Source organism: Bradyrhizobium sp. th-b2 (assembly GCF_000426785.1).
Taxonomy (GTDB): Bacteria; Pseudomonadota; Alphaproteobacteria; order Rhizobiales; family Xanthobacteraceae; genus Bradyrhizobium; species Bradyrhizobium septentrionale.
This window is the reverse complement of sequence record NZ_AUGA01000019.1, coordinates 41717-66044: the sequence shown is the minus strand read 5'-3', so window position 1 is coordinate 66044 and position 24328 is coordinate 41717. Positions and strand designations below refer to the sequence as shown.

The 24328-nt window shown below is 64.6% G+C and carries 19 protein-coding genes and 1 pseudogene; 10 read left to right on the top strand and 10 right to left on the bottom strand.

Annotation, left to right across the window (positions count from 1 at the left end; genetic code table 11):
- Positions 1–24: 24 nt before the first annotated feature.
- The 4 genes from K359_RS0122860 to K359_RS0122845 all read right to left on the bottom strand — a co-directional run bounded on the left by K359_RS0122860 (position 25) and on the right by K359_RS0122845 (position 2843).
- A complete protein-coding gene (locus K359_RS0122860; RefSeq protein ID WP_029081419.1) occupies positions 25–243 on the bottom strand; it encodes a hypothetical protein in 219 nt (72 codons plus the stop codon).
- 245 nt (positions 244–488) lie between these two features.
- Entirely contained in the window at positions 489–1289 is an 801-nt protein-coding gene (locus tag K359_RS0122855) for an SDR family NAD(P)-dependent oxidoreductase (RefSeq protein WP_029081418.1), read from the bottom strand.
- Between the two features lies 1 nt (position 1290).
- A complete protein-coding gene (locus K359_RS0122850) occupies positions 1291–1845 on the bottom strand; it encodes a carboxymuconolactone decarboxylase family protein (RefSeq protein ID WP_029081417.1) in 555 nt (184 codons plus the stop codon).
- Positions 1846–1892: 47 nt separating this feature from the next.
- Positions 1893–2843 carry a hypothetical protein gene (locus K359_RS0122845; RefSeq protein WP_029081416.1) on the bottom strand — a complete coding sequence of 317 codons (951 nt, stop codon included), beginning with the start codon at positions 2841–2843 and terminating at the stop codon, positions 1893–1895.
- Positions 2844–3046: 203 nt separating this feature from the next.
- On the opposite strand from K359_RS0122845, the gene K359_RS0122840 reads away from it, so the two are divergent.
- The 4 genes and pseudogenes from K359_RS0122840 to K359_RS52695 all read left to right on the top strand — a co-directional run bounded on the left by K359_RS0122840 (position 3047) and on the right by K359_RS52695 (position 10057).
- Entirely contained in the window at positions 3047–6520 is a 3474-nt protein-coding gene (locus K359_RS0122840) for an indolepyruvate ferredoxin oxidoreductase family protein (RefSeq protein ID WP_029081415.1), read from the top strand.
- Between the two features lie 236 nt (positions 6521–6756).
- Positions 6757–7188, top strand: coding sequence for a hypothetical protein (locus K359_RS0122835; RefSeq protein WP_029081414.1), 432 nt, complete (start codon positions 6757–6759; stop codon positions 7186–7188).
- Between the two features lie 314 nt (positions 7189–7502).
- On the top strand, positions 7503–9083 hold the full coding sequence (locus K359_RS0122830) for an alkaline phosphatase (RefSeq protein ID WP_051346300.1): 1581 nt from the start codon (positions 7503–7505) through the stop codon (positions 9081–9083).
- A gap of 155 nt (positions 9084–9238) precedes the next feature.
- A pseudogene (locus K359_RS52695) lies at positions 9239–10057 on the top strand (aldo/keto reductase).
- A 72-nt stretch (positions 10058–10129) separates the two neighbouring features.
- On the opposite strand, the gene K359_RS0122820 reads toward K359_RS52695, so the two are convergent.
- Positions 10130–10366 carry a hypothetical protein gene (locus K359_RS0122820; RefSeq protein ID WP_029081412.1) on the bottom strand — a complete coding sequence of 79 codons (237 nt, stop codon included), beginning with the start codon at positions 10364–10366 and terminating at the stop codon, positions 10130–10132.
- 229 nt (positions 10367–10595) lie between these two features.
- On the opposite strand from K359_RS0122820, the gene K359_RS0122815 reads away from it, so the two are divergent.
- Positions 10596–11876, top strand: coding sequence for an amidohydrolase family protein (locus K359_RS0122815; RefSeq protein WP_029081411.1), 1281 nt, complete (start codon positions 10596–10598; stop codon positions 11874–11876).
- A 166-nt stretch (positions 11877–12042) separates the two neighbouring features.
- Here the strand turns inward: K359_RS0122815 and K359_RS0122810 are convergent, their stop codons facing one another.
- Positions 12043–13281, bottom strand: coding sequence for a PLP-dependent aminotransferase family protein (locus K359_RS0122810; RefSeq protein WP_029081410.1), 1239 nt, complete (start codon positions 13279–13281; stop codon positions 12043–12045).
- Positions 13282–13342: 61 nt separating this feature from the next.
- Positions 13343–13882 carry a DUF3124 domain-containing protein gene (locus tag K359_RS0122805; protein WP_371261177.1) on the bottom strand — a complete coding sequence of 180 codons (540 nt, stop codon included), beginning with the start codon at positions 13880–13882 and terminating at the stop codon, positions 13343–13345.
- 59 nt (positions 13883–13941) lie between these two features.
- Between K359_RS0122805 and K359_RS0122800 the strand changes: the two genes are divergently transcribed.
- From K359_RS0122800 to K359_RS0122785, 4 genes are all read left to right on the top strand, one after another.
- Positions 13942–15675, top strand: a complete 1734-nt coding sequence (locus K359_RS0122800) for a cation:proton antiporter (protein ID WP_029081408.1) — start codon at positions 13942–13944, stop codon at positions 15673–15675.
- 139 nt (positions 15676–15814) lie between these two features.
- Positions 15815–16891: a 3,4-dihydroxy-2-butanone-4-phosphate synthase gene (gene ribB, locus K359_RS0122795; protein WP_029081407.1), complete on the top strand. Its 1077-nt coding sequence runs from the start codon at positions 15815–15817 to the stop codon at positions 16889–16891.
- A 189-nt stretch (positions 16892–17080) separates the two neighbouring features.
- Entirely contained in the window at positions 17081–18295 is a 1215-nt protein-coding gene (locus K359_RS0122790) for an acyl-CoA dehydrogenase (RefSeq protein ID WP_029081406.1), read from the top strand.
- 141 nt (positions 18296–18436) lie between these two features.
- The gene (locus K359_RS0122785; RefSeq protein WP_029081405.1) at positions 18437–19354 is read left to right on the top strand and encodes an MBL fold metallo-hydrolase; all 918 of its coding nucleotides are present in this window, start codon (positions 18437–18439) and stop codon (positions 19352–19354) included.
- 147 nt (positions 19355–19501) lie between these two features.
- Here the strand turns inward: K359_RS0122785 and K359_RS0122780 are convergent, their stop codons facing one another.
- Both K359_RS0122780 and K359_RS0122770 read right to left on the bottom strand, forming a co-directional pair.
- A complete protein-coding gene (locus K359_RS0122780) occupies positions 19502–20362 on the bottom strand; it encodes a DUF1499 domain-containing protein (RefSeq protein WP_029081404.1) in 861 nt (286 codons plus the stop codon).
- A 206-nt stretch (positions 20363–20568) separates the two neighbouring features.
- On the bottom strand, positions 20569–22197 hold the full coding sequence (locus tag K359_RS0122770) for a fatty-acid--CoA ligase (protein ID WP_029081403.1): 1629 nt from the start codon (positions 22195–22197) through the stop codon (positions 20569–20571).
- Positions 22198–22273: 76 nt separating this feature from the next.
- Between K359_RS0122770 and K359_RS0122765 the strand changes: the two genes are divergently transcribed.
- Positions 22274–23398, top strand: a complete 1125-nt coding sequence (locus K359_RS0122765) for an extensin family protein (protein WP_029081402.1) — start codon at positions 22274–22276, stop codon at positions 23396–23398.
- Between the two features lie 23 nt (positions 23399–23421).
- Here the strand turns inward: K359_RS0122765 and K359_RS0122760 are convergent, their stop codons facing one another.
- Positions 23422–24096 carry a L,D-transpeptidase gene (locus K359_RS0122760; protein WP_035976922.1) on the bottom strand — a complete coding sequence of 225 codons (675 nt, stop codon included), beginning with the start codon at positions 24094–24096 and terminating at the stop codon, positions 23422–23424.
- Between the last annotated feature and the right edge of the window lie 232 nt (positions 24097–24328).

Here is a 24328-nt window from a genome sequence, read left to right as displayed (position 1 = left end):
AGCTTCTTGTCAGTTTCGAGGGGATCAGGCCGCGATATCGAGCAGCAATTGTGACGAACCGCGGACCAGCACCTTGCGGCCCGCGGGGGTCAAGGCAAACGCGTCTCCGCGCACCGCGACATAACCGAGCGCGATCAGGCTTTCGACGGCAAACCGGTTCAGCCTTGAAGGGTTTGCTGCGGGAGCCCGCAACGCTTTCAACGCATCCCACTGATCGGGTCTGAGTTCGAATTCTTCGCTCATGGTCTTGGCACTCCAGAAATCTTGGGGTGCGAGATACAGAGCGCAGATGAATTTCGTGCGACCACAGCGAGTCAGGATTTCGATTTATGTGGACGCGCCGTCACATCGCCGTGTCATTGGAATACTTCAAGTTTTTCGAATCATTGCGGCACATTGACGCGTGATTTCGTCACAGTGATTAACCGCACGTCGTCACACAGGTTAATCAACCGGATTAACCGGGTTAATCATCTCGATTATCCGGATTAGCCGCGCCGCACACTTGCGCCGCCATCGACCGGCAACGTCACACCGGTGATGAAATTGGCTTCATCCGATGCGAGAAACAGCGCGGCATTGGCGACATCCCAGCCGGTTCCCATCTTGTGACGCAGCGGCACCTTGCTGTCGCGTTCCGCCTCGACCTCGGCGCGGCTCTTCTTGAATTCGCGTGCGCGCGTGTCCACCGCCATCGGCGTGTTCATCAGTCCGGGCAGGATCACGTTGGCGCGAATGCCATATTGCGCGTTCTGGTAGGCGAGCTGCTCGGTGAAGGCGATCATCGCCGATTTCGTCGCCTTGTAGGCCACGTAAGGATAGGTCGTGATTGCGGCCATCGACGAGATGTTGATGATCGAGCCGCGCTGCTGCTTGCGCATGATCGGGATCACATGCTTGGCGGCGAGGATGCAGCTCTTCAGGTTGATCGCCACGCAGCGGTCGAACGCCTCCTCGGTGATGTCGAGCAATTCGGCATCGCCGCCGGAAAGGCTGACGCCGACATTGTTGTGCAGGATATCGATGCTGCCCCAGCGGTCATGCGCATCCGCCACCATCGCCTTGATGTCGGCATTCTTGGTGACGTCGGCCTTGAAGGCGACAGCGGTACCGCCTTTGGCCGTGATCATGTCGACGGTCTCCTGGGCCGACGCCAGATTGTGATCGACGCACAGCACCTTGGCGCCCTCACGCGCGAAGGTCAGCGCGGTGGCGCGGCCGTTGCCGATGCCCTCGCCGGGGCTCTGGCCGGCGCCGACGACGATGGCGACGCGATCTTGCAGGCGCATCTCACTTCACTCCCGGGATCGGGTACTGTTGCAGTACCTCTTTGTACGTGGGTTCGTTGTCGATCTGCATGGTGGCGAGCACGCGCACCACGGCGCAATAGAACGCAATCGTCAGCACCAGGTCGGTCATGTGCTCGTCGGACAGCTCTCGCTTGATCTCGGCGAAGGTCGCATCCGACATCGCGAGCTCGCGCACCATCTCGCGGGCGCCCCTGAGGATCGCTTTCGCCAGCGGCTCGAGTGTCGACGGCTTGCCACAGGTCTCCGCGATCAGGCCCTTTATGTCCTCATCGGTGACGCCGAACTCCTTGCCGATCTTCACATGGTGGGTGAACTCGTATTCCGACTTCTCGAGCCAGCCGACCTGCAGGATCGCGAGCTCGCGCAACCGCGGATCGAGCTTGCTGTTGAAGCGGATATAGCCGCCGACGCCGTTGAAGGCGCGCGCCATATCCGGCGAGTTGACCAGGAGCTTGTGCAGATTGGTATTGCGCTTGAGCATGTCGCGATATTCGGGTGCGACCTGATCGGCTTCGAGATAGGGCAGGCGGGCCATTGTTGTTGTCCTTGGTTTGGCGGCTTGCGGAAGGGGCGGCTGTTGCTTCAGCCGTAGAGTGCTTTGTGCTCGCTTTCGTAGTTGGCGTAGGAATCCTTCATGCTGGCGCCGTTGAGCAGCATGGTCGCAACCTCTGCATTGTCGGCATCGAGCACGGTCGAGCGCACCCACATGCTCTCGGTGCGCTTGCTGCCCGAGAGCGCGACGACCTCACGCTCGACCCAATAAGTCTCGCCCGGGAATAGCGGCCCGCGCACCAGCCGAATCTCCTGGTCGGCGAACAGCCCGACCGCCGGACCACGGACCGGCAGGCGATCTTCGCGCGCGCGGTACTGGAACAGCACGCTCAGCATCTCCATCGGGATGATGGCGCGGCCCCAGGGATTATGCTCCAGCGAATAATAGTCTGAAGGTTCGGTGATCACCTTGAGCTTGTCGGCCAGCGAAAACGGATAGAGATCGCCCATGTTCTGGTCGAAATCCATCTTGATCGCCTGGCGCGGCGTCTTCATGCCGACCTTGATGTCGGCAAGGATCACGGGATCGGTCAGCGGCTTCAATTCGCCGAGCCTGTGGGAGAGCGCTGTCTCCGTGCCGTCGCCGTCGATCGAGGCGGTGCCGCGCAAAATCTCGGTGCCGTCGCGCTTGACCATCCCGACCGTGCAAACGGTCTGGCCCGGCTTCGGCTTCTCGATCTGGGCCTGCACCTCTTCTCCTTCGAACACCGGATTGCGGTAATGCGCCGACAGGCATCCGGTCATGAACCAGGCCCGGCCCCAGATCCGCTCGCACAGCGGTGTGAACTGGCTGAAATGGGTCGGTCCCTCGATCGTGCCACCGCGGAAGCCGAGCTTCTGCGCGGTTGCATCGTCGTGGATCGAGGCGTGCGAGTCGTAGGTCTGGGTCTGCAGCATCTGCTTCGGGCTGCGCCACGGACCCACCAGCAGATTGCCGTTCTCCACGATTTCCGTCGTGAACGCGGATTCGACTGTAATCATCCTTGGTCTCCCTTTGCGCGCACCGTTTCAAAGAAGCCGGGGTTCGGCAAGACCTCGCATCTGCAACATCGAGTTATGTGCTGCGGCCATGGAACGGGGCTGTTCATGCATAACAAAACCGGTGCATGCTGATGCATGATCATTCGGAAGATAATGAGACCGGTTCGGACCGGCGCGACTAACCGGCGGGGAGCCTGAGACTGATGGCGTTGATGGACGTTGGACTGGACGACAAGTACCGGTTGGACACGAAACGAATCTTCCTTTCCGGTACCCAGGCTCTGGTCCGATTGCCCATGTTGCAGCGCGAACGCGACCGCGCGCACGGGCTGAACACCGCGGGTTTCATTTCCGGATATCGCGGCTCGCCGCTCGGCATGTACGACCACGCGCTGTGGCGCGCCAAATCGTTCCTCAGAGAGCACGACATCGCCTTCGTTCCCGGCCTCAACGAGGATCTGGCAGCGACCGCGGTGTGGGGCAGCCAGCAGGTGGGCATGTTCCCGGGCGCCAAGGTCGATGGCGTGTTCGGCATCTGGTACGGCAAGGGCCCCGGCGTCGACCGCTCGCTCGATGCGCTCAAGCACGCCAATTCGGCCGGCACGTCGCCGAATGGCGGCGTGATTGCGCTGGCTGGTGACGACCATGGCTGCCAGTCCTCCACCCTGGCGCACCAGAGCGAGCAGGTGTTCGCCTCGGCGCTGATGCCGGTGGTCAATCCGGCGACGCTGCAGGACTATCTCGACCTCGGCATCCTCGGCTTTGCGCTGTCGCGCTATTCCGGCTGCTGGGTCGGCTTCAAGGCGATCTCGGAAACCGTCGAAAGCTCGGCCTCGATCGTCAGCGATCTCGATCGCATCAAGATCATCACACCTGATGATTTCGAGATGCCGCCGGATGGGCTCTCGATCCGCTGGCCGGATCCGCCGCTGGAGGCCGAGCGCAGGCTGCATGGGCCCAAGATGGAGGCGGTCGCGGCTTTTGCCCGCGTCAATCGGTTCGACCGCATCGTGCTGGATTCGAAGCCGGCGCGGCTCGGCATCATGGCGACCGGCAAGGCCTATCTCGATCTGCGCCAGGCGCTCGCCGATCTCGGCATCACCGATGCCGACGCGCAGGCACTGGGACTGCGCATCTACAAGGTGGCGCTGACCTGGCCGCTGGAAGCGCGCGGCGCGCGCGCCTTCGCCGAAGGCTTGCAGGACGTGCTTGTCGTCGAGGAGAAGCGCGGCTTCATCGAGGACCAGCTGGTCCGCATCCTCTACAACATGGACGCATCCAAGCGTCCCTCAGTGGTCGGCAAGCGCGACGAGAGCGGCGCGCCGTTGCTGCCGAGCGAGGGCGAGCTGACGCCGACCATGGTGGCGGCCGCCGTCGTCGCGCGTCTGCGCAAGCTCGGCCATCGCAGTCCGCTATTGGAGCAACGCCTGGCAAAGCTCGAGGCGTTCGATCGTCCGGCCGAAGGCACGGGCACCGCGAAATTGCAGCGCACGCCATATTTCTGCTCGGGCTGCCCGCACAACTCGTCGACCAAGATCCCCGAGGGCAGCCGCGCCATGGCCGGCATCGGCTGTCACGGCATGGCGCTGTCGGTGCCGAACCGCAACACCCAGACCATCTCGCATATGGGCGCCGAGGGCGTGAGCTGGATCGGGCAGGCGCCGTTCACCAGCGAACAGCACGTATTCCAGAATCTCGGCGACGGCACCTACACCCATTCCGGCCTCCTGGCGCTGCGCGCCGCTGCTGCGGCCGGCGTCAACATCACCTACAAGATCCTCTACAACGACGCGGTCGCGATGACCGGAGGCCAGCCGGCCGAGGGCGGCTTCACGGTGTCGCAGATCGCCCACCAGGTCGCGGCCGAGGGCACCAAGCGGCTCGTGATCGTCTCCGACGATCCGGACAAATATCCCGCCAATTATTTCCCGTCGGGCGCCACCATCCACCATCGCCGCGAGCTCGACGCCGTGCAGCGCACCTTGCGCGAGATCGAGGGCCTCACCGTCCTGATCTACGACCAGACCTGCGCCGCCGAGAAGCGCCGCCGCCGCAAGCGCGGGCTGTTTCCCGATCCGGCCAAGCGCGTCTTCATTAATGAGCGCGTCTGCGAAGGCTGCGGCGACTGCTCGGTGGCGTCGAACTGCGTCTCGGTGCAGCCGCTGGAGACCGAACTCGGCCGCAAGCGCCGCATCGACCAGTCGAACTGCAACAAGGATTTCTCCTGCATTGAGGGTTTTTGCCCGAGCTTCGTGATGGTGCAGGATCCCAAGCTGCGCAAGGCCGACCGCACCGCCGCCGATCCCAAGGCGCTGTTCGCCGACCTGCCGACGCCGCCTGCGGCCGCGCTTGCCGCGCCCTACAACATCCTGATCACCGGTATCGGCGGCACCGGCGTCATCACCATCGGCGCGCTGCTCGGCATGGCCGCGCATGTCGAGGGTCTGGCCTGCTCGACGCTCGACTTCACCGGCCTGTCGCAGAAGAACGGCGCGGTCATGAGCCATGTCCGGCTGGCGCCGGCGTCCGACATGCTGACCACCGTCCGCATCGCGCCCGGCAATGCCAACCTGATCCTCGGCTGCGACCTCGTCGTGGCCACCAGCGTGCCGGCGTTGAGCCGCGCCGAGCGCGGCGTCACCCGCGCCGTCGTCAACGCCGATCTGCTGCCGACCGCGAGCTTCGTGATCGATCCCGATATCGATTTCGAGGCTGGTGCGATGCGCGACGCGCTGAACGGCGCGGTGCGACCTGATGATCTCGACATTCTCGATGCCACCGGGCTTGCCACCGCGCTGATGGGCGACAGCATCGCGACCAACGCCTTCATGCTCGGCTTTGCCTTCCAGCGCGGCGCGATCCCGCTGTCGCTCGATGCGATCCTGAAGGCGATCGAGCTCAACGGCGCCGCGATCGAGATGAACAAGACCGCGTTCTCGTGGGGCCGGCTTGCCGCGCACGATCTGCAACGCGTGGTCAGCGCCGCGCGCTTCAAGAGCGCAGGCGCAGCGCCTGCAAAGAAGACGCTCGACGAGACGATCGCGTTCCGCGCCAAATTCCTCACCGACTATCAGGATGAGGCCTACGCCAAGCGCTATCTCGATGATGTCGCGCGCGTCCGCACCGCTGAGGCCGCGGCCGCGCCGGGCTCGCAGGACCTGACCGAGGCCTTTGCAAAAGGCCTGTTCAAGCTGATGGCCTACAAGGACGAGTACGAGGTCGCGCGGCTCTATTCCGACGGCGAGTTCAGCAAGGCCTTGAAGGAGCAGTTCGAGGGCAATTCCGGCTTGAAGGTCCTGTTGGCGCCGCCGCTGCTGGCGCAGCGCGATCCCGTCACCGAGCGTTTGCAGAAGCGCGAATTCGGCCCGTGGATCTTCAAGGCGTTCGGCCTGCTGGCGGGGCTGAAGGGCCTGCGCGGCACCGCGTTCGACATCTTCGGCTACACCTCAGAGCGCAAGATGGAGCGCGCGTTGCCGGTCGAGTATTCCGCGATGATCCTGCGTCGTCTCGACGGCACGAAGCCGCTCGACCTGCCGCGGCTGGTGGCGCTGGCCAAGGCTGCGGACCTCGTGCGCGGCTATGGCCACATCAAGGAAGGCAACGTCGCCCGCTACCGCACCGAATGCGCGCGGCTGGAACGCGCGATCGGCCAGCCGCTGGCGCAGGCGGCCGAATAGGCTAGAGCGTTTTCGAGCGAAGTGGCTACCGGTTCGCGTGAAGAAAACGCGTCAAAACAAGAATCTAGAGCCCCGTTCCGATACCATCGGCACGGGGCTCTAGGCGGCGGGCAGCGGGAACTTTCCACGGCCGCCTTGGTTGACTGGTAACCCTGCCCGCAACAGCGGGGTGGATTCGCGCGGCCGGGCCCCTACATGATGGCTGTTCTGTTCGAGTGATTTCAGGAGGCCCTTTGATGGTCCTGAAAAGCGCTTTTGTTGCAATTGTTTGTACCGCGTGCCTGGCTGTGGGCGGCGTGGCGCTGGCTGACGAGTATCGCCCCAGCGAGTTCTTCAGCCTCGATCTTTCCCAGGCGGTGCTGTCGCCGAAGCGGCTTGGGCCGCCTGCGCAATTCGAGCCGGTTCCGGTCGAGGCGAAGACCGACCACGGTCCGGATCAGCGTGCCAATGTCGAGCCGACGGTCGAGCAGCCGAAGGTCGCATCACAGAAGGCCGCCCGGACGGCCAGGGTAACGGCGCAGCCTGAGCCGAAGCGCGCGGCGGCGCCTGCGCCAGCCCGCGCCAGGCTCGCGCGGCGGCACGCGAACCCGCTCGATGCCGAAGCCCGCGACACCAGGATCCAGACCTGGCCGTGCCGCACCGGCGGCATCTGCAGCTGGCAGCGGTGAGAGGCTTCACTTCCTTGCGTCGATCCTCGCGTCAACATTAAACCCGTCATCCTGAGGAGCGCGCTCTTGCGCGCGTCTCGAAGGATGCACGGCCCAGATCGCGCAGCAGGGCCGTCGATCCTTCGAGACGGCGCTACGCGCCTCCTCAGGATGACGGGTTTGGCGCTTGAGCGCTCGGTGCCGAACGACGCCGTTCCGAGAGCCCCCGAGTCATCCCGCCGTCGCAAAACCGTCGGCGGAGAGTCAAGAAACCGTAAGGGCGGAGTCAAACGGCGCAGGCAAAACCTTCGTTGCGATTCGACGAAGGTTGTTCGATGCCGACAGCGATCTCCGCGAGGGGACGAGGCCTTACAAGGCGTCAGCTTCTGGTGCGCTTGGCATCGACGGCTGCGCTGGCCGGATTGGGCTCGCTCGCAAAGCCCTATCTGAGCCGTGCGGCGGATCGTCCCGCGATCGCGGGTATCCAGTCCGGCGACGTCGCGAGCGATTCCGCTGTCATCTGGGCCCGCGCCGATCGCGCAGCGCGGATGCAGATCGAATGCGCGAGCGTCGAGAGCTTCGCCACCATCCTGCGCACCGCATCCGCCGATGCGCTGCCCGAGCGCGATTTCACGGCAAAGCTGCTGCTCGACGGCCTGCCGCCGGGCCAGGACCTGTTCTATCGCATCAGCTTCGCGGATCGCGACGGCGTTGCAGGCGAAAGCCGCGTCGGGCATTTCCGCACCGCGCCGGTCGACCGCCGCTCGATCTCGTTCGTCTGGTCCGGCGACGTCGTCGGGCAGGGCTGGGGCATCGATCCCGCGCGCGGCGGCTTGCGCAGCTACCGCACCATGCTCAACGAGCGCCCGGATTTCTTCATCCATTCCGGCGACCACATCTATGCGGATTGCACGGTGCCGCCGGAGCAGACGCTGCCGAACGGCGAGATCTGGCGCAACATCGTCACGGAGGAGAAATCCGTCGTCGCGTACAGTCTCGACCAGTTTCGCGGCAACTACAGATACAACTGGCTTGACGAGAATTTTCGCGCCTTCCACGCCGAAGTGCCGATGTTCGCTCAGTGGGACGATCACGAGGTGGCCGACGACTGGTCGCCGATCGGCACCGCCGACGCTACCGGCTACGACGCGGACGGTACCTCGCGCCTGGTGGCGCGGGCGCGCCGCGCTTTCCATGAATTCATGCCGATGCGGTTGATGCCGGAGCGCGACGGCCGCGTCTATCGCAAGATCGCCTATGGGCCGCTGCTCGACGTCTTCATCATCGACATGCGCTCCTATCGCGATTCCAGCTGGAACAAGCAGGGCGATCCCGACAAGGCGTTCATCCTCGGCGAGAGCCAGCTCGCCTGGCTGAAGCGCGAACTGGTGGCGTCGGATGCTGTCTGGAAGGTGATCGCGGCGGATTTGCCGATCGGCCTGATCAGCCTGGATGCGGTCGCGCTCGGCGACGGCCCGCCCGCGCGGCGCGAGCACGAGATCGCCGATCTGCTGTCCTTCATGAAACGCGCCGGTGTCCGCAACACGGTGTGGCTCACCGCCGACATGCACTACACTGCCGCGCATCACTATGATCCGAACCGCGCGGTGTTTCAGGAATTCGAGCCGTTCTGGGAGTTCGTCTCCGGTCCGCTGCATGCCGGCACCTGGTCGCCGGGCGAGCTCGACAACACCTTTGGCCCGAAGGCGATGTACCAGAAGGGCTGCTCGGTCGAGCAGGGCGACAATCTCGCGCCGTGCTTCGGCCTGCAATTCTTCGGCCGCGTCGACATCGACGGCACGACCTCTGTGATGACGGTGACGCTGAAGGACGTCGACAACCACGACCTCTGGTCGGTCGACATCGAACCGCGGCCGGACGCGCGGCCCGGCCAGATCATGGCGGAACATATTTAGTCCCGTCGCGACATCTTGATTGCGGATGCCTTGCCCGAGGGCCCGATTTGCGGGCAGACTGCGACTTGGCAGTCCTGCCAATTTCATTCCTTCCAGACAATTTGCTGGCGTGACGTCGTCGATGGCATCGGCGCCCCACGCGTCAGGAGCTATCCATGGAAAATCTGCAGACACAGGGCATCCGCCTGCCGTAGCTCGGGCTCGGCACCTTCCGCATGCAGGGCGACGCCTGCCGCGCGGCGGTCGAGAGCGCGCTCGGGCTTGGTTACCGGCATATCGACACCGCCGAAATGTACGCTAATGAAGAGGCGATTGGCGCGGCGATCGCGACCGCGAATGTCGCGCGCAAGGACCTGCACGTGACCACCAAGGTCTGGCACGAGAATTTGGCGCCGGACGCGATCCGCAAGGCGTTCGACACCAGCTTGAAGAAGCTGCGGCTCGATCATGTCGATCTCTATCTGGTGCACTGGCCGTCGCGGAGCATGAAGCTGCCGGCGGTGTTTGAAACGCTGATGCAGCTGAAGGAGGAGGGCCGCACCCGCGCGATCGGCGTCGCCAATTTCACCACAGCGCTGCTCAAGACCGTGGTCGAGGACATCAAGGCGCCGATCGCCTGCAACCAGATCGAATACCACGCGATGCTGGACCAGACGCCGGTGCGCAAATATCTCGCGGCGAAATCGATCCCGCTGGTGGCCTATTGTCCGCTGGCCCAGGGCCGCTTCGCCACCGACGAGACCCTTGCAAAGATCGGCAAGAAGCATGATGCGACCGCAGCGCAGGTGGCGCTGAAATGGCTGCTCGATCAGGACGGCGTTGCGGCGATCCCGAAAGCCTCGCGCGCCGAAAGCCAAAAGGCCAATTTCGATGCGCTGAAGGTCAAGCTCGACGACGACGACCGCAAGGCGATCGGGGCATTGCGCAAGGACATGCGCTGCGTCAATCCCGGATTTGCGCCGGCGTGGGATTGAGCCCGGCGGGCATTTGATGAGAACGTAGAAAAAGAAAATGGCTCCGCGAGGAGCCATTTTCCGTCTGTCGATTTAGTAGCGATCCCGCCTGATAACCACCGTGCGGTCATGGTCGTGGTGCCAGCCGCGATGCCAACCGCGGTCGTGGCGCATTCCACGGTCATGGCGCATCTCGGCGCGCGCGCCCCAGCCACGATCCCAGTGATGGTGGCCGCCGCGCTTGATCACGACGGTCTCGGCGCTCGCGATCGACGGAACGGCCACTGCAAGCGCACCGACAGCCGCAAGAACAAAGCCAAATTTTTTCATCTCATCCTCCTCAATGATGCGTGGAGGAAACCGTACAGGCATCGAAACGTTCCTGAGGAAACGGAGGAGTTTTCTGAACGGTTGTTCAGGCAATTGCGGCCGCTGCTGTGCGTCGCGCATTGTCGCGCACAATCGATAGATGAGCGCTGCAGGTCGCTTCGATGGCCTTGCCTAAGGGCTGCGTCCGACGCATCATCGCGTCATAAAAATCATATTGGGGGGCGTCGCCGTGAGCGGATTTTCGCGCCGGGATTTTTTGAAAGTTTCTGGATCGGCCGCTGCCGCCGCCATCGCGGCGCCGGCCGCTGCGGCGATGGGGCCGGACGACAAGTTCGACCTCGTGATCAAGAGCGGCGACGTGATCGATCCCAGCCAGTCGCTGCGCGGCAAGCGCGACATCGGCATCCGCTGGGGCATCATCGAGGCAATCGAAGACGAGATCCCGGCCGCTCGCGCCGCCAAAACCATCGACGCCTCGGGCAAGCTCGTGACGCCGGGCCTCGTCGACCTGCACTGTCACGTCTATCCGTACGGGTCGGCGATCGGCATTCCCGCCGACGAGTTGGTGCAATTCCAGGGCACCACGACGGTGGTCTCGGCCGGCGATGCCGGCGTCAACAATCTGGCGGCGTTGCGGCGCTTCATCGTGGCGCAGTCGCGGGCGCGGATCTACGCCTTCCTCCATATTGCGAACAACGGCCTGTCGGCCTTCCCGGTGGCCGAGCTCTACAATATCGACAACGCCCAGGTCGAAGCCTGCGCGATGGCGCTTGCCGAGAACCCGGACTTCCTGATCGGGGTCAAGGTGCGGATGTCGGAGAACGTCATCTTCAAGCACGGCATCGAGCCGCTGAAGCGCGCCATCCAGGCCTGCGAGATGTGCGGCTGGCCGGCGCGGATGATGGTGCATATCGGCGGCGTCGAGACCAGGGAACTGATGTCCGACATCCTCGATCTGCTGCGGCCAGGTGATATCCTCACCCACGCCTATTCCGGCGCGCCGAACATGTCCGGCGCCTTCACCAACATCGTGCAGGACGGCAAGTTGCTGCCGGCAGCGCTCGAAGCCAAGCAGCGCGGTGTGCTGTTCGATGTCGGCCATGGCGGCGGCAGCTTTGATTTCACGGTGGCGGAGATCGCTATTCCGGCGGGCTGCACGCCCGACACGATCTCCTCCGACATCCATGTCTTCTCGGGCAACTCGCCCGGCATCCCGTTCCTGCCGAACGTGATGAGCAAGTTCCTGGCGATGGGCTCGTCGCTGGATCAGGTGGTGGCGATGGCGACTTCGGTGCCGGCGCGGGCCATCAACCGCGCTCCCAAGATCGGCACGCTGCAGCGCGGCGCGCCCGGCGACGTCGCGATCATGGACCTCGTCGAAGGTCCGGTCACCTTCGTCGACACCCGCAACAACAAGCGCGACGGCAATCTGCAACTGAAGCCGGTGCAAACGGTGGTCAACGGCGTGCCGTTCGGCCGGCCCTATCAGGCGCCGTTTTCGGTGAGGTGATTAGGTCTCTCGATCACCTCTCCCCGTTGGGGAGAGGTCGGCGCGAAGCGCCGGGTGAGGGGACGCAGGTCCACGAGAGGGCGCAACCCCTCACCCGGATCGCATCTGACCTCTCCCGCAAGGGGAGAGGTGAACCGACAACGCTGCTGCAGCCTGACGTGTTCAATTAGCCGCTCTTCTCCACATTGCTGCTTCGTGCCGGTACGCCGAACTCCTTGCGGCACACCTCGGCCAGCACCGCGACGCCCTCGCGGATCTGCTCATGCGAGGGGCTGGCGAAGCAGAGGCGGAGCCGGCTGCCGGAATGCGCCTTGCTGGTCGACCATTCCGGTCCCGGATTGATCGAGACGCCGGCGGCAAGCGCCGTCTGATAGAGCTTCAACGTGTCGACATTGTCGGGCAGCTTGACCCAGAGAAAGATGCCGCCCTTGGGGGCCTCGAATTCGGCCGCGGTGCCGAATTGCTCGTTCAGCGCCTCCATCAGCGTGTCGAGCTTGGCGCGCAGGCCCTTGGTCAGCCGCGGCACGTGGGTCGAGAAATGCGGCGCGCAATATTCTGATAGCACCATCTGCTCCAGCGCGCCGGAGCCGGCGTCGGTCTTCAGCGGCAGCATCCGCGACATGATCTCCCAGGGCGCGACGATGAAGCCGACCCGCAGCGCCGGCGCTATCGACTTCGAGAACGAGCCGATATGGATCACGCCGCCATGCTTGCTCATGGCATGGATCGCGGGCGGCCGTTCGCCGCTCCAGATCAGATCGGCATAGCAATCGTCCTCGAAGATCGGCACGCCGTATTCTTTTGACAGCTTCAGCATCTCGGCGCGCCGGCTCTCGGGCAGGATCGAGCCGGTCGGGTTCTGCACCGTCGGGATGGTGTAGATGTATTTCGGCGTGATGCCGCGCCGCCTGTGATCGGCGAGCGCTGCGGCCAGCGCATCGATCCTGATGCCGTCGCCATCGAGGGGAATGCCGACCGCGTTGACGCCGAGCCGCGTCAACCGGTTCAGCGAGCCCTGATAGGTTTCCTGCTCGATCAGCACGGTGTCGCCCTTGGCGAGCAGGGTCTGATTGACCAAATCGAGCGCCTGCAGCGAGCCGGAGACGATCATGATCTCATCCGGCGTGCAGGCAATCCCCGCATCGCGCTTCAGCTTCTCGGTCAGGAATTGCCGAAGCGGCAGGTAGCCCTGAGGCCCGTGCGCGAGGTTGTAGGTCGCCAGATTCCTGCCTTCGCGTTTCAGCACGGCGTTGACCGCCTCGAGCAGTCCGTCGACCGGGACCTGGTCGGGATCATTGTTGCCGCCGACGAAGCTGTATTTGGCGAGCCCGGTCCATCGCGCCGCCGGCGCAGGCAGGCCGGCCGGGAGCAGCGGTGCGAAGTCGAACTGGGCTGAGGTGGACATGGACGTTTCGCTCCGTGTTGTTGTCGTTGAGAAGGCCGCGCGTAAGCGGCCCTCTATGCAGTCAGTTCTTGCCGGGCAGCCTGATCGGCCGGCCCTGGCTGATGAAGGCGTAGTGCCCGGGGCCGACGCTGCCGACCATCAGGGCCTCGACCGCCGGTTCCGCGATCTCGCCCGCCGCCGCCCAATCGACCACGAAATTCGCGCCGGTGCCGCCGCGGGTATCGGTCGTGGCGATAGCAACCTCGACGGTCGCGAACGGTTTTAGCGCGATCGGTGATTTGAGGTAGCTCTCCACCATCTTGCCTGATGTGTCGTAATAGGCGATCCGCTTCAGCACCAGCGGCCTCGTCTCGGAGGCGTTGTGCACGCTGAGCGTCACCGAGAAATCCGCCCTCAGCTTGCCCTGGCTCATCGACACGCTGGAATAGACCGGCACGTAGAACGCACCGGAGGCCGTGAGCCCTTCGGCCGGCACCGCGGTCAGCGAATTTGCAAAATTTTGTTCAATACTTCCGGGGGATTGTGCTAGCGCCTCAGGCATGCGCACGGTGAGGCAGACCAAAACTGCCAGAAAAATGCCGCCTGCGCGGATGTGACACATTGCTCGGTTGATCCTCACGCCCGGCCCTCTAGGTTGCGGCAACAGGAAGTCTTTGACGCATGCATGAACTGATCCCCGACATCACGCTCTGTATCCTGTTTGCCTGGGGGCTCGGGCTGCTCGCCCATTTCTCCCGGCAACCGCTGATACTGGCGTACCTTATCGCCGGCTTTTTCATTGGTCCATTCGGCATGGGCTGGGTCAAGTCCCAGGAGTCGATCAGCATCATCTCCGAGCTCGGCCTGATCTTCATGCTGTTCATGATCGGGCTGGAAATCGACCTCAAGAAGATCATCCGCGCCGGCAAGGTCATCCTGTTCGCCGGCGTCGGCGAGCTGCTGGGCGGCTGCCTGATCGGCGTCGCGTTCTTTGCAGCCATCGGGCTTGCGATCGGCGGCGGCAAGTTCGACGCGGTCTATCTCTGCGTCGCCTGCGCGCTGTCCTCGACCGTCATCATCGTCAAGGTGCTCTACGAGAAGCGCGAGCTGGATACGCTGCCGGGCCGGATTACGCTGGGCGTGCTGGTGTTGCAGGACATCTTCGCGATCCTGTTCCTGGCGGTGCAGCCGAGCCTGGACAATCTGCAGATCAGCGTCGTGTTGCTGTCGATCGCCCGCGTTGCGGTGCTGGTCGCGACCGCGCTGGTGCTGAGCCGTTACGTGCTGCCGCGGCTGTTCCACCAGATCGCGCGCCGGCCCGAGCTGGTGCTGCTCGGCGCGCTCGCCTGGTGCTTCTTGATCGGCGAGATCGCCGAACGGCTGCATCTGTCGCGCGAGATGGGCTCGCTGGTCGCCGGCGTCTCGATCTCGACCTTCCCCTACGCGCTCGACGTCACCGCCAAGGTCACGACGCTCAGGGATTTCTTCATCACCCTGTTCTTTGTCGCGCTCGGCATGACGATCCCGATTCCGGGACTCTCGGTGATCGGACTGGCGCTGGTGATCGCGGCCTTCACGGTGGCAAGCCGCCTGGTCACGACGTTCGCGCCGCTCTATCTGATGAAGCAGGGTCTGCGCGCCAGCCTGCTGCCGGCGATCAATTTGGCGCAGATCTCCGAGTTCTCGCTGGTGGTGATCCAGACCGGCGTCGCCGCCAACCACATAGCGACCGAAACGGCGAATGCAGTCTCGTTCGCGTTCGTCGTGCTGGCGGTGCTCTCGACCTTCGCGATGGCCCGCAGCGACCAGATCGTGCGCGGCCTGATCGGTCCCTTGAAGCGGATCGGGCTGCGCGACCTCGACCATGAAGGCCAGGGCCGCGGCGAGGCCGGGCAAGCGGGCGAGCATGGCGAGATCCGGCGCATCGTCATCCTCGGCTTTTTCCGCGCGGCGAGCGCGCTGATCAGCCAGATCGAGCGCCAGAACCAGTCGCTGCTCGAGCAGATCAGCGTCGTCGACTTCAATCCGCTGGTGTTCCGCACGCTGACCGATCGAGGAATGCACGTGATCTATGGCGATATCAGCAATGTCGATACCCTGGTCCATGCGGGCATCGGCAAGGCCGAGATCATCATCCTGAGCGTGCCGGATTTCCTCTTGGTCGGCGCCGACAACGAGAAGCTGGTGCGCCACGTCCGCGCGCTGAACCCGACCGCGAAGGTTGTCGCCACCGCGGACCTCTTGACCGGCGTCGACGATCTCTACGCCGCCGGCGCCGATTACGTGACGGTGACCCGCCTCAGCGACGCCGGCGAGCTCTATGCCGTGATCGAGGCCACCGATGCCGGCCTGCTCGACGACAAGCGCGCCGAACTGGACGCCCAGTTGAGCGACCGCCGCGAGGTGCTGCCGTAGGAGAGCATGATCCGGGAAATGCGGTACCCGTCACCGTCCTGGTATGCCTGCCGGACGCATGGCGGGTTGCATAATGATACTGGCGCTGACATCGGAACCCGGCTAATCCACTGCCTGCATGTAACGAGATGTCAGGACAATGGCCGATACGATCCAGGAAGTGCTGCAAGCCTTTGCGAAGGGCGAACTCGTCGTCGTCACCGACGATGACGATCGGGAAGGCGAGGGCGATCTGATCGTCGCGGCGTCGTTCTGCACGGCGGAGAAGATGGCCTTCATCATCCGCCACACCTCCGGCATCGTCTGCGCGCCGATCACCACCGAGGACGCCCGCCGGCTGCGGCTCGACCCGATGGTGGCGCACAACGAGTCCAACCACACCACCGCCTTCACCGTCTCGATCGACTACAAGCCCGACGGCGGCACCGGCATCTCGGCCGAGGAACGCGCCTCCTGCTGCCGCGCGCTCGCCAATCCCAATGCCGGCGCCAACGATTTTGCGCGGCCGGGCCACATCTTCCCGCTGATCGCGCGCGACGGCGGCGTACTGCTGCGCTCCGGCCATACCGAGGCCGCGGTCGATCTGTGCCGGCTCTCGGGCCTGCCGCCGGTCGGCGTCATCAGCGAGCTGATGAACGACGATGGAACCGTGATGAAGGGCGAGCAGGTGGCGAAATTCGCCGCTGCCCACAAGCTCAAGCATGTCACGATCGCGGACATGATCGCCTATCGCCAGGCGCGCGAGAAGCTGATCGAGCGGGTCGCGACCTTCACCACCGAAAGCCCGATCGGGCCGCTGCAGGGCTATGCCTATCGCTCGCCGTTCGACGAGATCATGCACGCCGCCTTCGTCTATAACGGCATCGGCGACGGCCGGGACGTGCTGACACGGCTGCACAAGCCCAACATCGTCAAAGACCTCTTCACCGGGCCGGCGCGCATGGAAGCCGTGCTGCGGCACTTCAAGGCTGCCGGCCGCGGCGTGCTGGTCTATCTGCGCGACGGTGCCGCCGGAGTTCCGGTGCAGCCGGTCGAAGAGTCGAAGACCGCGGAGGCCGATCGCCACAAGCAGTGGCGCGAGGTCGGTGTCGGCGCGCAGATCCTGCGCGATCTCGGCGTCACCTCGATCCGGCACCTGACCTCGTCGGTGCACGACTACAAAGGGCTGTCCGGTTTCGGCATCGAGATCGTGTCGAACGAGAAGCTGGAGACCTAGCACTGTCATTCCGGGGCGATGCGCATGCATCGAACCCGGAATCTCGAGATTCCCCGGGGCGCAATGGCGCCCCTGAGGTTCACGCTGTCGCGTGCCCCGGAATGACGACAACCCAATTCAATTGCGCTTCGCAGCATAGCGCTTTAATTTATCCGCCAATTTCCGAGTGACGATGCGAAAGGATGTTTCATGAGCGTGCGCCCCCAGGCCAAGGACAAGCCGGCTGCCGCCAGCTTCCAGTGGGATGATCCGTTCCTGCTCGACGAGCAGCTCACCGAAGACGAGCGCCTGATCCGCGACACCGCGCGGGCCTATGCGCAGGACAAGCTGGCTCCACGGGTCACCAAGGCCTATCTGGAAGAGAAGACCGATCGCGAGATATTCAACGAGATGGGTGAGCTTGGCCTGATCGGTGTCACGCTGCCCGAGGAATATGGCTGCGCCAATGCGAGCTACGTGGCCTACGGGCTCGTCGCGCGCGAGATCGAGCGCGTCGATAGCGGCTATCGCTCGATGAACTCGGTGCAGACGTCGCTGGTGATGTATCCGATCTACGCCTATGGCGACGAGAACCAGCGCAAGAAGTATCTACCCAAGCTCGCGACCGGAGAATGGGTCGGCTGCTTCGGCCTGACCGAGCCGGACGCCGGTTCCGATCCCGGCGGCATGAAGACCCGCGCCGAGAAGGTGGCCGACGGCTACAAGCTCAACGGCGCCAAGATGTGGATCTCGAATGCGCCGATCGCTGACGTCTTCGTGGTGTGGGCCAAGTCGGCGGCGCATGACAACCAGATCCGCGGCTTCATCCTCGAGAAGGGCATGAAGGGCCTGTCGGCGCCGAAGATCGGCGGCAAGCTCAGCTTGCGCGCCTCGATCACCGGCGAGATCGTGCTCGACAATGTGGTGGTGCCGGAAAGCGCGCTGCTGCCCAACGTCTCCGGCCTCAAGGGTCCGTTCGGCTGCCTCAACCGCGCCCGCTACGGCATCTCCTGGGGCGCGCTGGGCGCCGCCGAGGACTGCATGCATCGCGCGCGGCAATACACGCTCGACCGCAAGCAGTTCAACCGGCCGCTCGCCGCCACGCAGCTGGTGCAGAAGAAGCTCGCCGACATGGAGACCGAGATCGCGCTAGGCCTGCAGGCCTCGTTGCGCGTCGGCCGCCTGATGGACGAGGGCAAGATGGCCCCTGAGATGATCTCGATCGTCAAGCGCAACAATTGCGGCAAGGCGCTCGACATCGCCCGCATGGCGCGCGACATGCATGGCGGCAACGGCATCCAGATCGAGTACCACGTGATGCGCCACGCCGCGAACCTCGAGACCGTGAACACCTATGAGGGCACGCACGACGTCCACGCCCTGATCCTCGGTCGCGCGATCACCGGCATCCAGGCGTTCTCGTAAGGAGCGCTCACCCAAACGCCGTCATGGCCGGGCTTGTCCCGGCCATCCACGTCTTGGGGCTCGCAACGGAAGACGTGGATGCCCGGGACAAGCCCGGGCGTGACGAGGTCAAAGAGAAGCCGGACATCACGGACAAGAGCCATGGCCGACAACGACGACATCCCGTTCAACCGCGATTTTCCGCTGCAGCCCGGCGTGGTCGAACAGGTCCGCCCCGGCGTGCGCCGCGTCCTCTGCAACAATCCGAGCCCGTTCACCTTCACCGGCACGGTCAGCTACATCATAGGCCAGGGCAAGGTCGCGATCATCGATCCCGGTCCCGATGACGAGGCGCATGCGACGGCGCTGCTCGATGCGGTCCAAGGCGAGACCGTGACCCACATCCTGGTCACTCACACCCATCGCGACCATTCGCCGAACACGCCGCGGATCAAGGCTGCGACCGGCGCACCGGTTTACGCCGAGGGGCCGCACCGCGCCTCGCGCCCGCGCTTCGAGAGCGAGAAGCATAATCCGGAGTCCGGTGCCGACCGCGATTTCAGGCCCGACGTCGAGGTCAAGCACGGCGACGTCATCGAGGGCACAGGCTTTGCGCTGGAGGCGGTCGCCACCCCCGGCCACACCGCCAACCATCTGGCGTTCGCCTGGGCCGAGCGCAGCATCAATTTCGTCGGCGACCATGTGATGGGCTGGTCGACCTCGATCGTGGCGCCGCCCGACGGCTCGATGATTGACTACATGGCCTCGCTGGAGCGGCTCGAGCAGCGGCCCGAGCAGCTCTATTTCTCCGGCCACGGCCCGGAGATTCCGGAAGGCCCGCGCTACGTCCGCTTCCTGGCACGGCACCGCCGGGCCCGCGAGGCGTCGATCCTGCATCGCCTCGGCAAGGGCGAGGCCGACATCCCGACCATGGTGCGGGCGATCTATATCGGGCTCGATCCGCGCCTCGCCAATGCCGCCGGCTATTCGGTGCTGGCGCATCTGGAGGATCTGGTCGCGCGCGGCATCGTGGCGACCGATGGCGATCCGGTGATCGGCGGCACGTACAGAGTGGCCTAGCCTGTCATTCCGGGGCGTGCGAAGCACGAACCCGGAATCCATTTCACCATGGAGTCTGCGGCCTGATGGATTCCGGGCTCGTGCGGAGCCTGTCATCGGGCCGCGCCTTGCGCGGACCCGTTGGCGCGCCCCGGAATGACGGGAAGATTACTTCTTCACCGTCTTCGCCGGCGGCGTCTTCGGCGGCGCGACGGGGGCCGCCTTTTTGGCAGGTTTGGCGTTGTCGTTGTCGGCGGCGGTGTTGAGGTCCTCGATCAGCCTCTTGACCCGCGCAGCGTTGCTGCCGAGATCGGCGTCGAAGTAGCGCGACGCCGAGCGGATATCGACGCGCGAGTCCTCGTCGTCGGGCGTGACCCGGATCGAGACGTCCTCGCGGAAACCCATGATCGGGGTGCGCGCCACCGCCTCGATCCGGCCGATGCGGCGCGGCGGCTGCGGCGCGCGCGCGTCGATGACGAGCCATTTGCGGCGGTTCACCAGCCGCAAGGTCATCTCATAGGCGCGGTCGACCGGGGCTTCGAGCTCGACGGTTTCGATATCGGGCCAAGCCGCGCGCTGCTGCTCGGCCGAATAGAGGCCGGCATAGGCGGCCGGGTTGGTGCCTTCCCCGGTGCGCAGCCGCGCCAGCGCCTCGAATTTCGGCGGGTCGATCGCGTCGGTGGTGATGTCGTAGATCCGCGGCAGCTTGCGGTACTGGTAGGCGAGGTAGGCCGGGTAGGCGAGGATCGCGGCGTCGATCACGAGCGCGAGCAGGATCCGGCCCATGCCGCGGGTGCCGTTCTGCCAGATCGCGGCGAAGGCGGCGAGCCCGAGCAGGATCGACAGGCCGGCCAGGCCCAGCGCGCCGAAGAAGGTCATCAGCGCCGGTTTGACCTCCAGGAACCCGAAGCGGACGATGAGGATCGAGACCACCACCGCGACGACGGCAAAGATGGCGAGGTTGCGCGACCAGGTGGCGAGACCGGACACGGGCTCCTGCTGGTAGGGAGCGGAAAACCTGCGCGCCATCGTCGAAAAATCTGCCGGTTGAGATGTCCTTGGGCGACCTCAGCCGCCGCCAATGATCGTGTGAGACCACGGACCTGCGGCGAATTCAAGGGATTTGGGCGTCACCCCCAGATCGTCATGGCCGGGCTTGACCCGGCCATCCAGGTCTTGCGGCACACGAAGGCGTGGATGCCCGGGTCAAGCCCGGGCATGACGACCGTTAGCTTTCACACCGCGGCGGTCGGGAAGGTGTAGTCCTTGAACTGGTCGCGCAGCGCGGTCTTCAGGATCTTGCCGGTCGCGGTGTGGGGAATGCCGTCGACGAAGGCGACGTCGTCGGGCATCCACCATTTGGCGATCTTGCCGTCCATGAACTTGAGGATGTCCTCGCGCGTGGCGCTCTCGCCCTGCTTGAGCTGCACGATCAACAGCGGCCGCTCATCCCATTTGGGATGATGGACGCCGATCACGGCGGCTTCCGCGACGGCCGGATGGCCGACCGCGAGGTTTTCCAGATCGATCGAGGAAATCCATTCGCCGCCGGACTTGATCACGTCCTTGGAGCGGTCGGTGATCCGCATATAGCCGTGCTCGTCCATCGTCGAGACGTCGCCGGTGTCGAAAAAGCCCGCATCGTCGAGGATGTTGGCGTCGACCCGGAAATAGGCCTTGGCGATCGCGGGGCCTGAGACCTTGAGACGGCCGAAGGTCTTGCCGTCCCACGGCAGCTCCTTGCCGGCATCGTCGGTGATCTTCATCTCGACGCCGAACGGCGGGTAGCCCTGGGTCTGCAGGATGTCGAGCCGCTCCTCGCCGCTGCGATCGTTGAACGGCGGCTTCAGCGTGGCCAGCGTGCCGAGCGGGCTCATCTCGGTCATGCCCCAAGCGTGGCGCACCTGGCTGCCCATGTCGAGGAAGGCCTTGATCATCGAGCGCGGCATCGCCGAACCGCCGCAGATCACCATCTGCAGATCCGGCAGCTTGAAATTGTTGGCCGCCATGTATTGCAGCAGCATTAGCCACACCGTCGGCACGCCAGCGGTGTGGGTGACCTTCTCGGTCGACAGAAGCTCGTAGACCGAGGCGCCGTCGAGCTTCGGGCCGGGCATCACGAGCTTGGTGCCCATCGAGGGTGCGGAGAAGGCGATGCCCCAGCTGTTGGCATGGAACAAGGGGACCACCGGAAGCATTGTGTCCGAGGCGGAGGTGCCGAGCGCGTCCTTCGAGTTGGCCATCAGCGCGTGCAACACGTTGGACCGGTGCGAATAAAGCACACCTTTGGGATCGCCCGTCGTGCCGGAGGTGTAGCACATCGCCGCGGCGGTGTTCTCGTCGAAGGTCTTCCACTCGAACTTGCCGTCGGACGCCGCGATCCAGTCCTCATAGGCGACCGCGTTCTTCAGCGCGGTCTGCGGCATGTGCGCCTTGTCGGTCAGCACCACGTAGCGCTCGACGCTCGGCAGCTGGCCGGCGATCTTCTCCAGCACCGGAACGAAGGTGAGGTCGGTGATGACGATGCGGTCCTGGGCGTGGTTGACGATCCAGGCGATCTGTTCCGGAAACAGCCGCGGATTGACCGTGTGGCAGATCGCGCCGATCCCCATGACGCCGTACCAGACCTCGAGGTGACGCCAGGTGTTCCAGGCGATGGTGGCGACGCGGTCGCCGAGCTTGATGCCGTCGCGCTCCAGGCTCTGCGAAACTTTCAGCGAGCGGGCATGGATTTCGGCGTAAGTGGTGCGATGGATCGGGCCTTCGACCGACCGCGTCACGACTTCCTGTGTGCCGTGATATTTGGCGGCGTGCTCAATAATCTTGTGGCACAGCAACGGCCAATCCTGCATCAAGCCAAGCATACGCAAATCCCTCCTCGATCCTCACGCATGATCCACCGGCATCTTGGGCGGCCGGCAGTAAAATCATGGAATTGACATGAACTGTAGCGCGGAGAAAGCAAGCCGAAAATGGCCTGATGGTGCGTTTCGTCGCGCCCGCGCGGCAATGGTTACCGCCGCCGTCGCGTTGCATTGCCTTGGCATGCAAGCAGGATCCGCCGAAGCCGCCCGCCGCGCCCCAGGCTTTCCGTGGGACGATCTGTTCGGCATCAGGCCGCAGCGGCCGCACAAGACGGCCCGCCGCGCAGCAGTGCCGCTGCCGAAGCCGCGCCCGGCTGACGCGCCGGCGGCCGCCGAGCCGCCCGCAGCTGTGACGCAGCCTCCGGCGGCGCCTGCCGAGGCCGCCAGGCCTAGCGAGACGGCGAAGCCGGCCGAGGTTGCAAAACCGGCCGAGCCCGCCGCGCCGCAGCTGTCGGCCTGCCGGCAGGCCCTCACCGAGGAGATCGCGATCGCGCCGAGCATTCCCGACATCCACGGCGCCGGGGGCTGCGGCGGCGAGGATCTGGTGCGGCTGGAGGCGATCGTGCTGCCCGACAGGCGCAAGGTCGCGGTCAAGCCGGCGGCGATCCTTCGCTGCAAGATGGCCGCCGCGGTCGCCGACTGGGTCCGCACCGATATCGCGCCTCTGGCGCAGAGCCTTGGCGGCGGGATCAGCAATCTCGACAATTTCGACTCGTTCGAGTGCCGCGGCCGCAATCGCATCGCCGGTGCCCAGCTCTCGGAGCACGGCCGCGCCAATGCGCTCGACGTGCGCGCGTTCGGTCTAGCCAACGGCAAGTCGATCTCGCTGACCGACCGCAGCGTCGCGCGTGACCTGCGCGAGACCGTGCTGCATTCGGTCTGCGCCCGCTTCTCCACCGTGCTCGGTCCGGGCTCGGACTGGTACCATGAGGACCATGTCCATCTCGACCTGATTGAGCGTCGCAACAATTACCGGATCTGCCAGTGGAATGTGTACGACCCGCTGCCGCAGAGCGCGCCGCTGTTGCCGGCCAAGCGCCCCGACGAGGCGCCGCCGCGCGAGGTCGCCGCCAAATCCGACGCGTCCAAATCCGACGACGGAAAGGCCGATGCCGCGAAATCAGATGACGCGGCCGCCGACAGCGCTATCGAGACCAAGCCGCAGCCAACAAAAAAGCGCCGGCAAAGCCGGCGCCTTTGATCGCGATTGCGACGTGATTGGGATCAGTAGGGGACGTTGCCGCCGCCCTGCAGCGCCATCTGCGGCTTGTAGGGCGAGTCGCCGTGCTTCGGCTCCAGCACCACGACGATGGTGCCGAGCTTGACCCGGCCGTAGAGGTCGATGACGTCCTCATTGGTCATGCGGATGCAGCCCGAGGAGATCGACGAGCCGATGTATTCCGGCTGATTGGTGCCGTGGATGCGGAACAGCGTGTCCTTGCCGCCCGAATAGAGATACATCGCGCGCGAGCCCATCGGATTGTCCGGACCGGGTGCCACGAAGGTCGGAACGCCGAGGCGCGAGATTTCGCCGGGGGTCGGGTGCCAGGCCGGCCATTCGGTCATGCTGCCGACCTTGGCAATGCCGGACCAGGCCATGGCTTCTTCGCCGACGGTGATGCCGTAGCGGATCGCCTTGCCGTCGTTCATCACGTAGTAAAGGTAATGGTTGTCGGAATCGACCACGATGGAGCCGGGGGCTTCCTTGCGGTGATACTCGACGATTGCGCGGCGGAACGGCTCGGCCACCGGGGTCTTGACGTAGGTGGTCTTGGCCAGCAGTTCCTTGTCGTGCGGTTTGAAGTTCGCGGTATTGACCGCCTCATAGGTCGTGGCCTGCATGCAGCCCGACAACATCAGGCCCGCGGCCAGGATTCCAAAGGCAACTTTGAGAGACATGATTACATTCCAATCGAAAATCCGCGTCTCAAAGCGTCAAAATTGCGCCCAAAACGCCACGATTCCATGAAGGGCATTATTGCCGAAGCCTGCCATTATTCCCAGACTTTAGATGCCTTTCCCGCATCGCGGGACGTCGTCTGTGGCTTTTTTGCCGCAAGTGTTCTGGTGCGGGACTGGTTTTTGTGCAAACAGGCAACGGTCATCGAGTCGAAGCCGCGTCGCGTCACAT

Bases quoted from the DNA above. Each gene is read 5' to 3' on its own strand.
- K359_RS0122860 (WP_029081419.1), bottom strand. From the start codon at position 243: ATGAGCGAAGAATTCGAACTCAGACCCGATCAGTGGGATGCGTTGAAA.
- K359_RS0122855 (WP_029081418.1), bottom strand. From the start codon at position 1,289: ATGCGCCTGCAAGATCGCGTCGCCATCGTCGTCGGCGCCGGCCAGAGC.
- K359_RS0122850 (WP_029081417.1), bottom strand. From the start codon at position 1,845: ATGGCCCGCCTGCCCTATCTCGAAGCCGATCAGGTCGCACCCGAATAT.
- K359_RS0122845 (WP_029081416.1), bottom strand. From the start codon at position 2,843: ATGATTACAGTCGAATCCGCGTTCACGACGGAAATCGTGGAGAACGGC.
- K359_RS0122840 (WP_029081415.1), top strand. From the start codon at position 3,047: ATGGCGTTGATGGACGTTGGACTGGACGACAAGTACCGGTTGGACACG.
- K359_RS0122835 (WP_029081414.1), top strand. From the start codon at position 6,757: ATGGTCCTGAAAAGCGCTTTTGTTGCAATTGTTTGTACCGCGTGCCTG.
- K359_RS0122830 (WP_051346300.1), top strand. From the start codon at position 7,503: ATGCCGACAGCGATCTCCGCGAGGGGACGAGGCCTTACAAGGCGTCAG.
- K359_RS0122820 (WP_029081412.1), bottom strand. From the start codon at position 10,366: ATGAAAAAATTTGGCTTTGTTCTTGCGGCTGTCGGTGCGCTTGCAGTG.
- K359_RS0122810 (WP_029081410.1), bottom strand. From the start codon at position 13,281: ATGTCCACCTCAGCCCAGTTCGACTTCGCACCGCTGCTCCCGGCCGGC.
- K359_RS0122805 (WP_371261177.1), bottom strand. From the start codon at position 13,882: ATGTGTCACATCCGCGCAGGCGGCATTTTTCTGGCAGTTTTGGTCTGC.
- K359_RS0122800 (WP_029081408.1), top strand. From the start codon at position 13,942: ATGCATGAACTGATCCCCGACATCACGCTCTGTATCCTGTTTGCCTGG.
- ribB (WP_029081407.1), top strand. From the start codon at position 15,815: ATGGCCGATACGATCCAGGAAGTGCTGCAAGCCTTTGCGAAGGGCGAA.
- K359_RS0122790 (WP_029081406.1), top strand. From the start codon at position 17,081: ATGAGCGTGCGCCCCCAGGCCAAGGACAAGCCGGCTGCCGCCAGCTTC.
- K359_RS0122785 (WP_029081405.1), top strand. From the start codon at position 18,437: ATGGCCGACAACGACGACATCCCGTTCAACCGCGATTTTCCGCTGCAG.
- K359_RS0122780 (WP_029081404.1), bottom strand. From the start codon at position 20,362: ATGGCGCGCAGGTTTTCCGCTCCCTACCAGCAGGAGCCCGTGTCCGGT.
- K359_RS0122770 (WP_029081403.1), bottom strand. From the start codon at position 22,197: ATGCTTGGCTTGATGCAGGATTGGCCGTTGCTGTGCCACAAGATTATT.
- K359_RS0122765 (WP_029081402.1), top strand. From the start codon at position 22,274: ATGAACTGTAGCGCGGAGAAAGCAAGCCGAAAATGGCCTGATGGTGCG.
- K359_RS0122760 (WP_035976922.1), bottom strand. From the start codon at position 24,096: ATGTCTCTCAAAGTTGCCTTTGGAATCCTGGCCGCGGGCCTGATGTTG.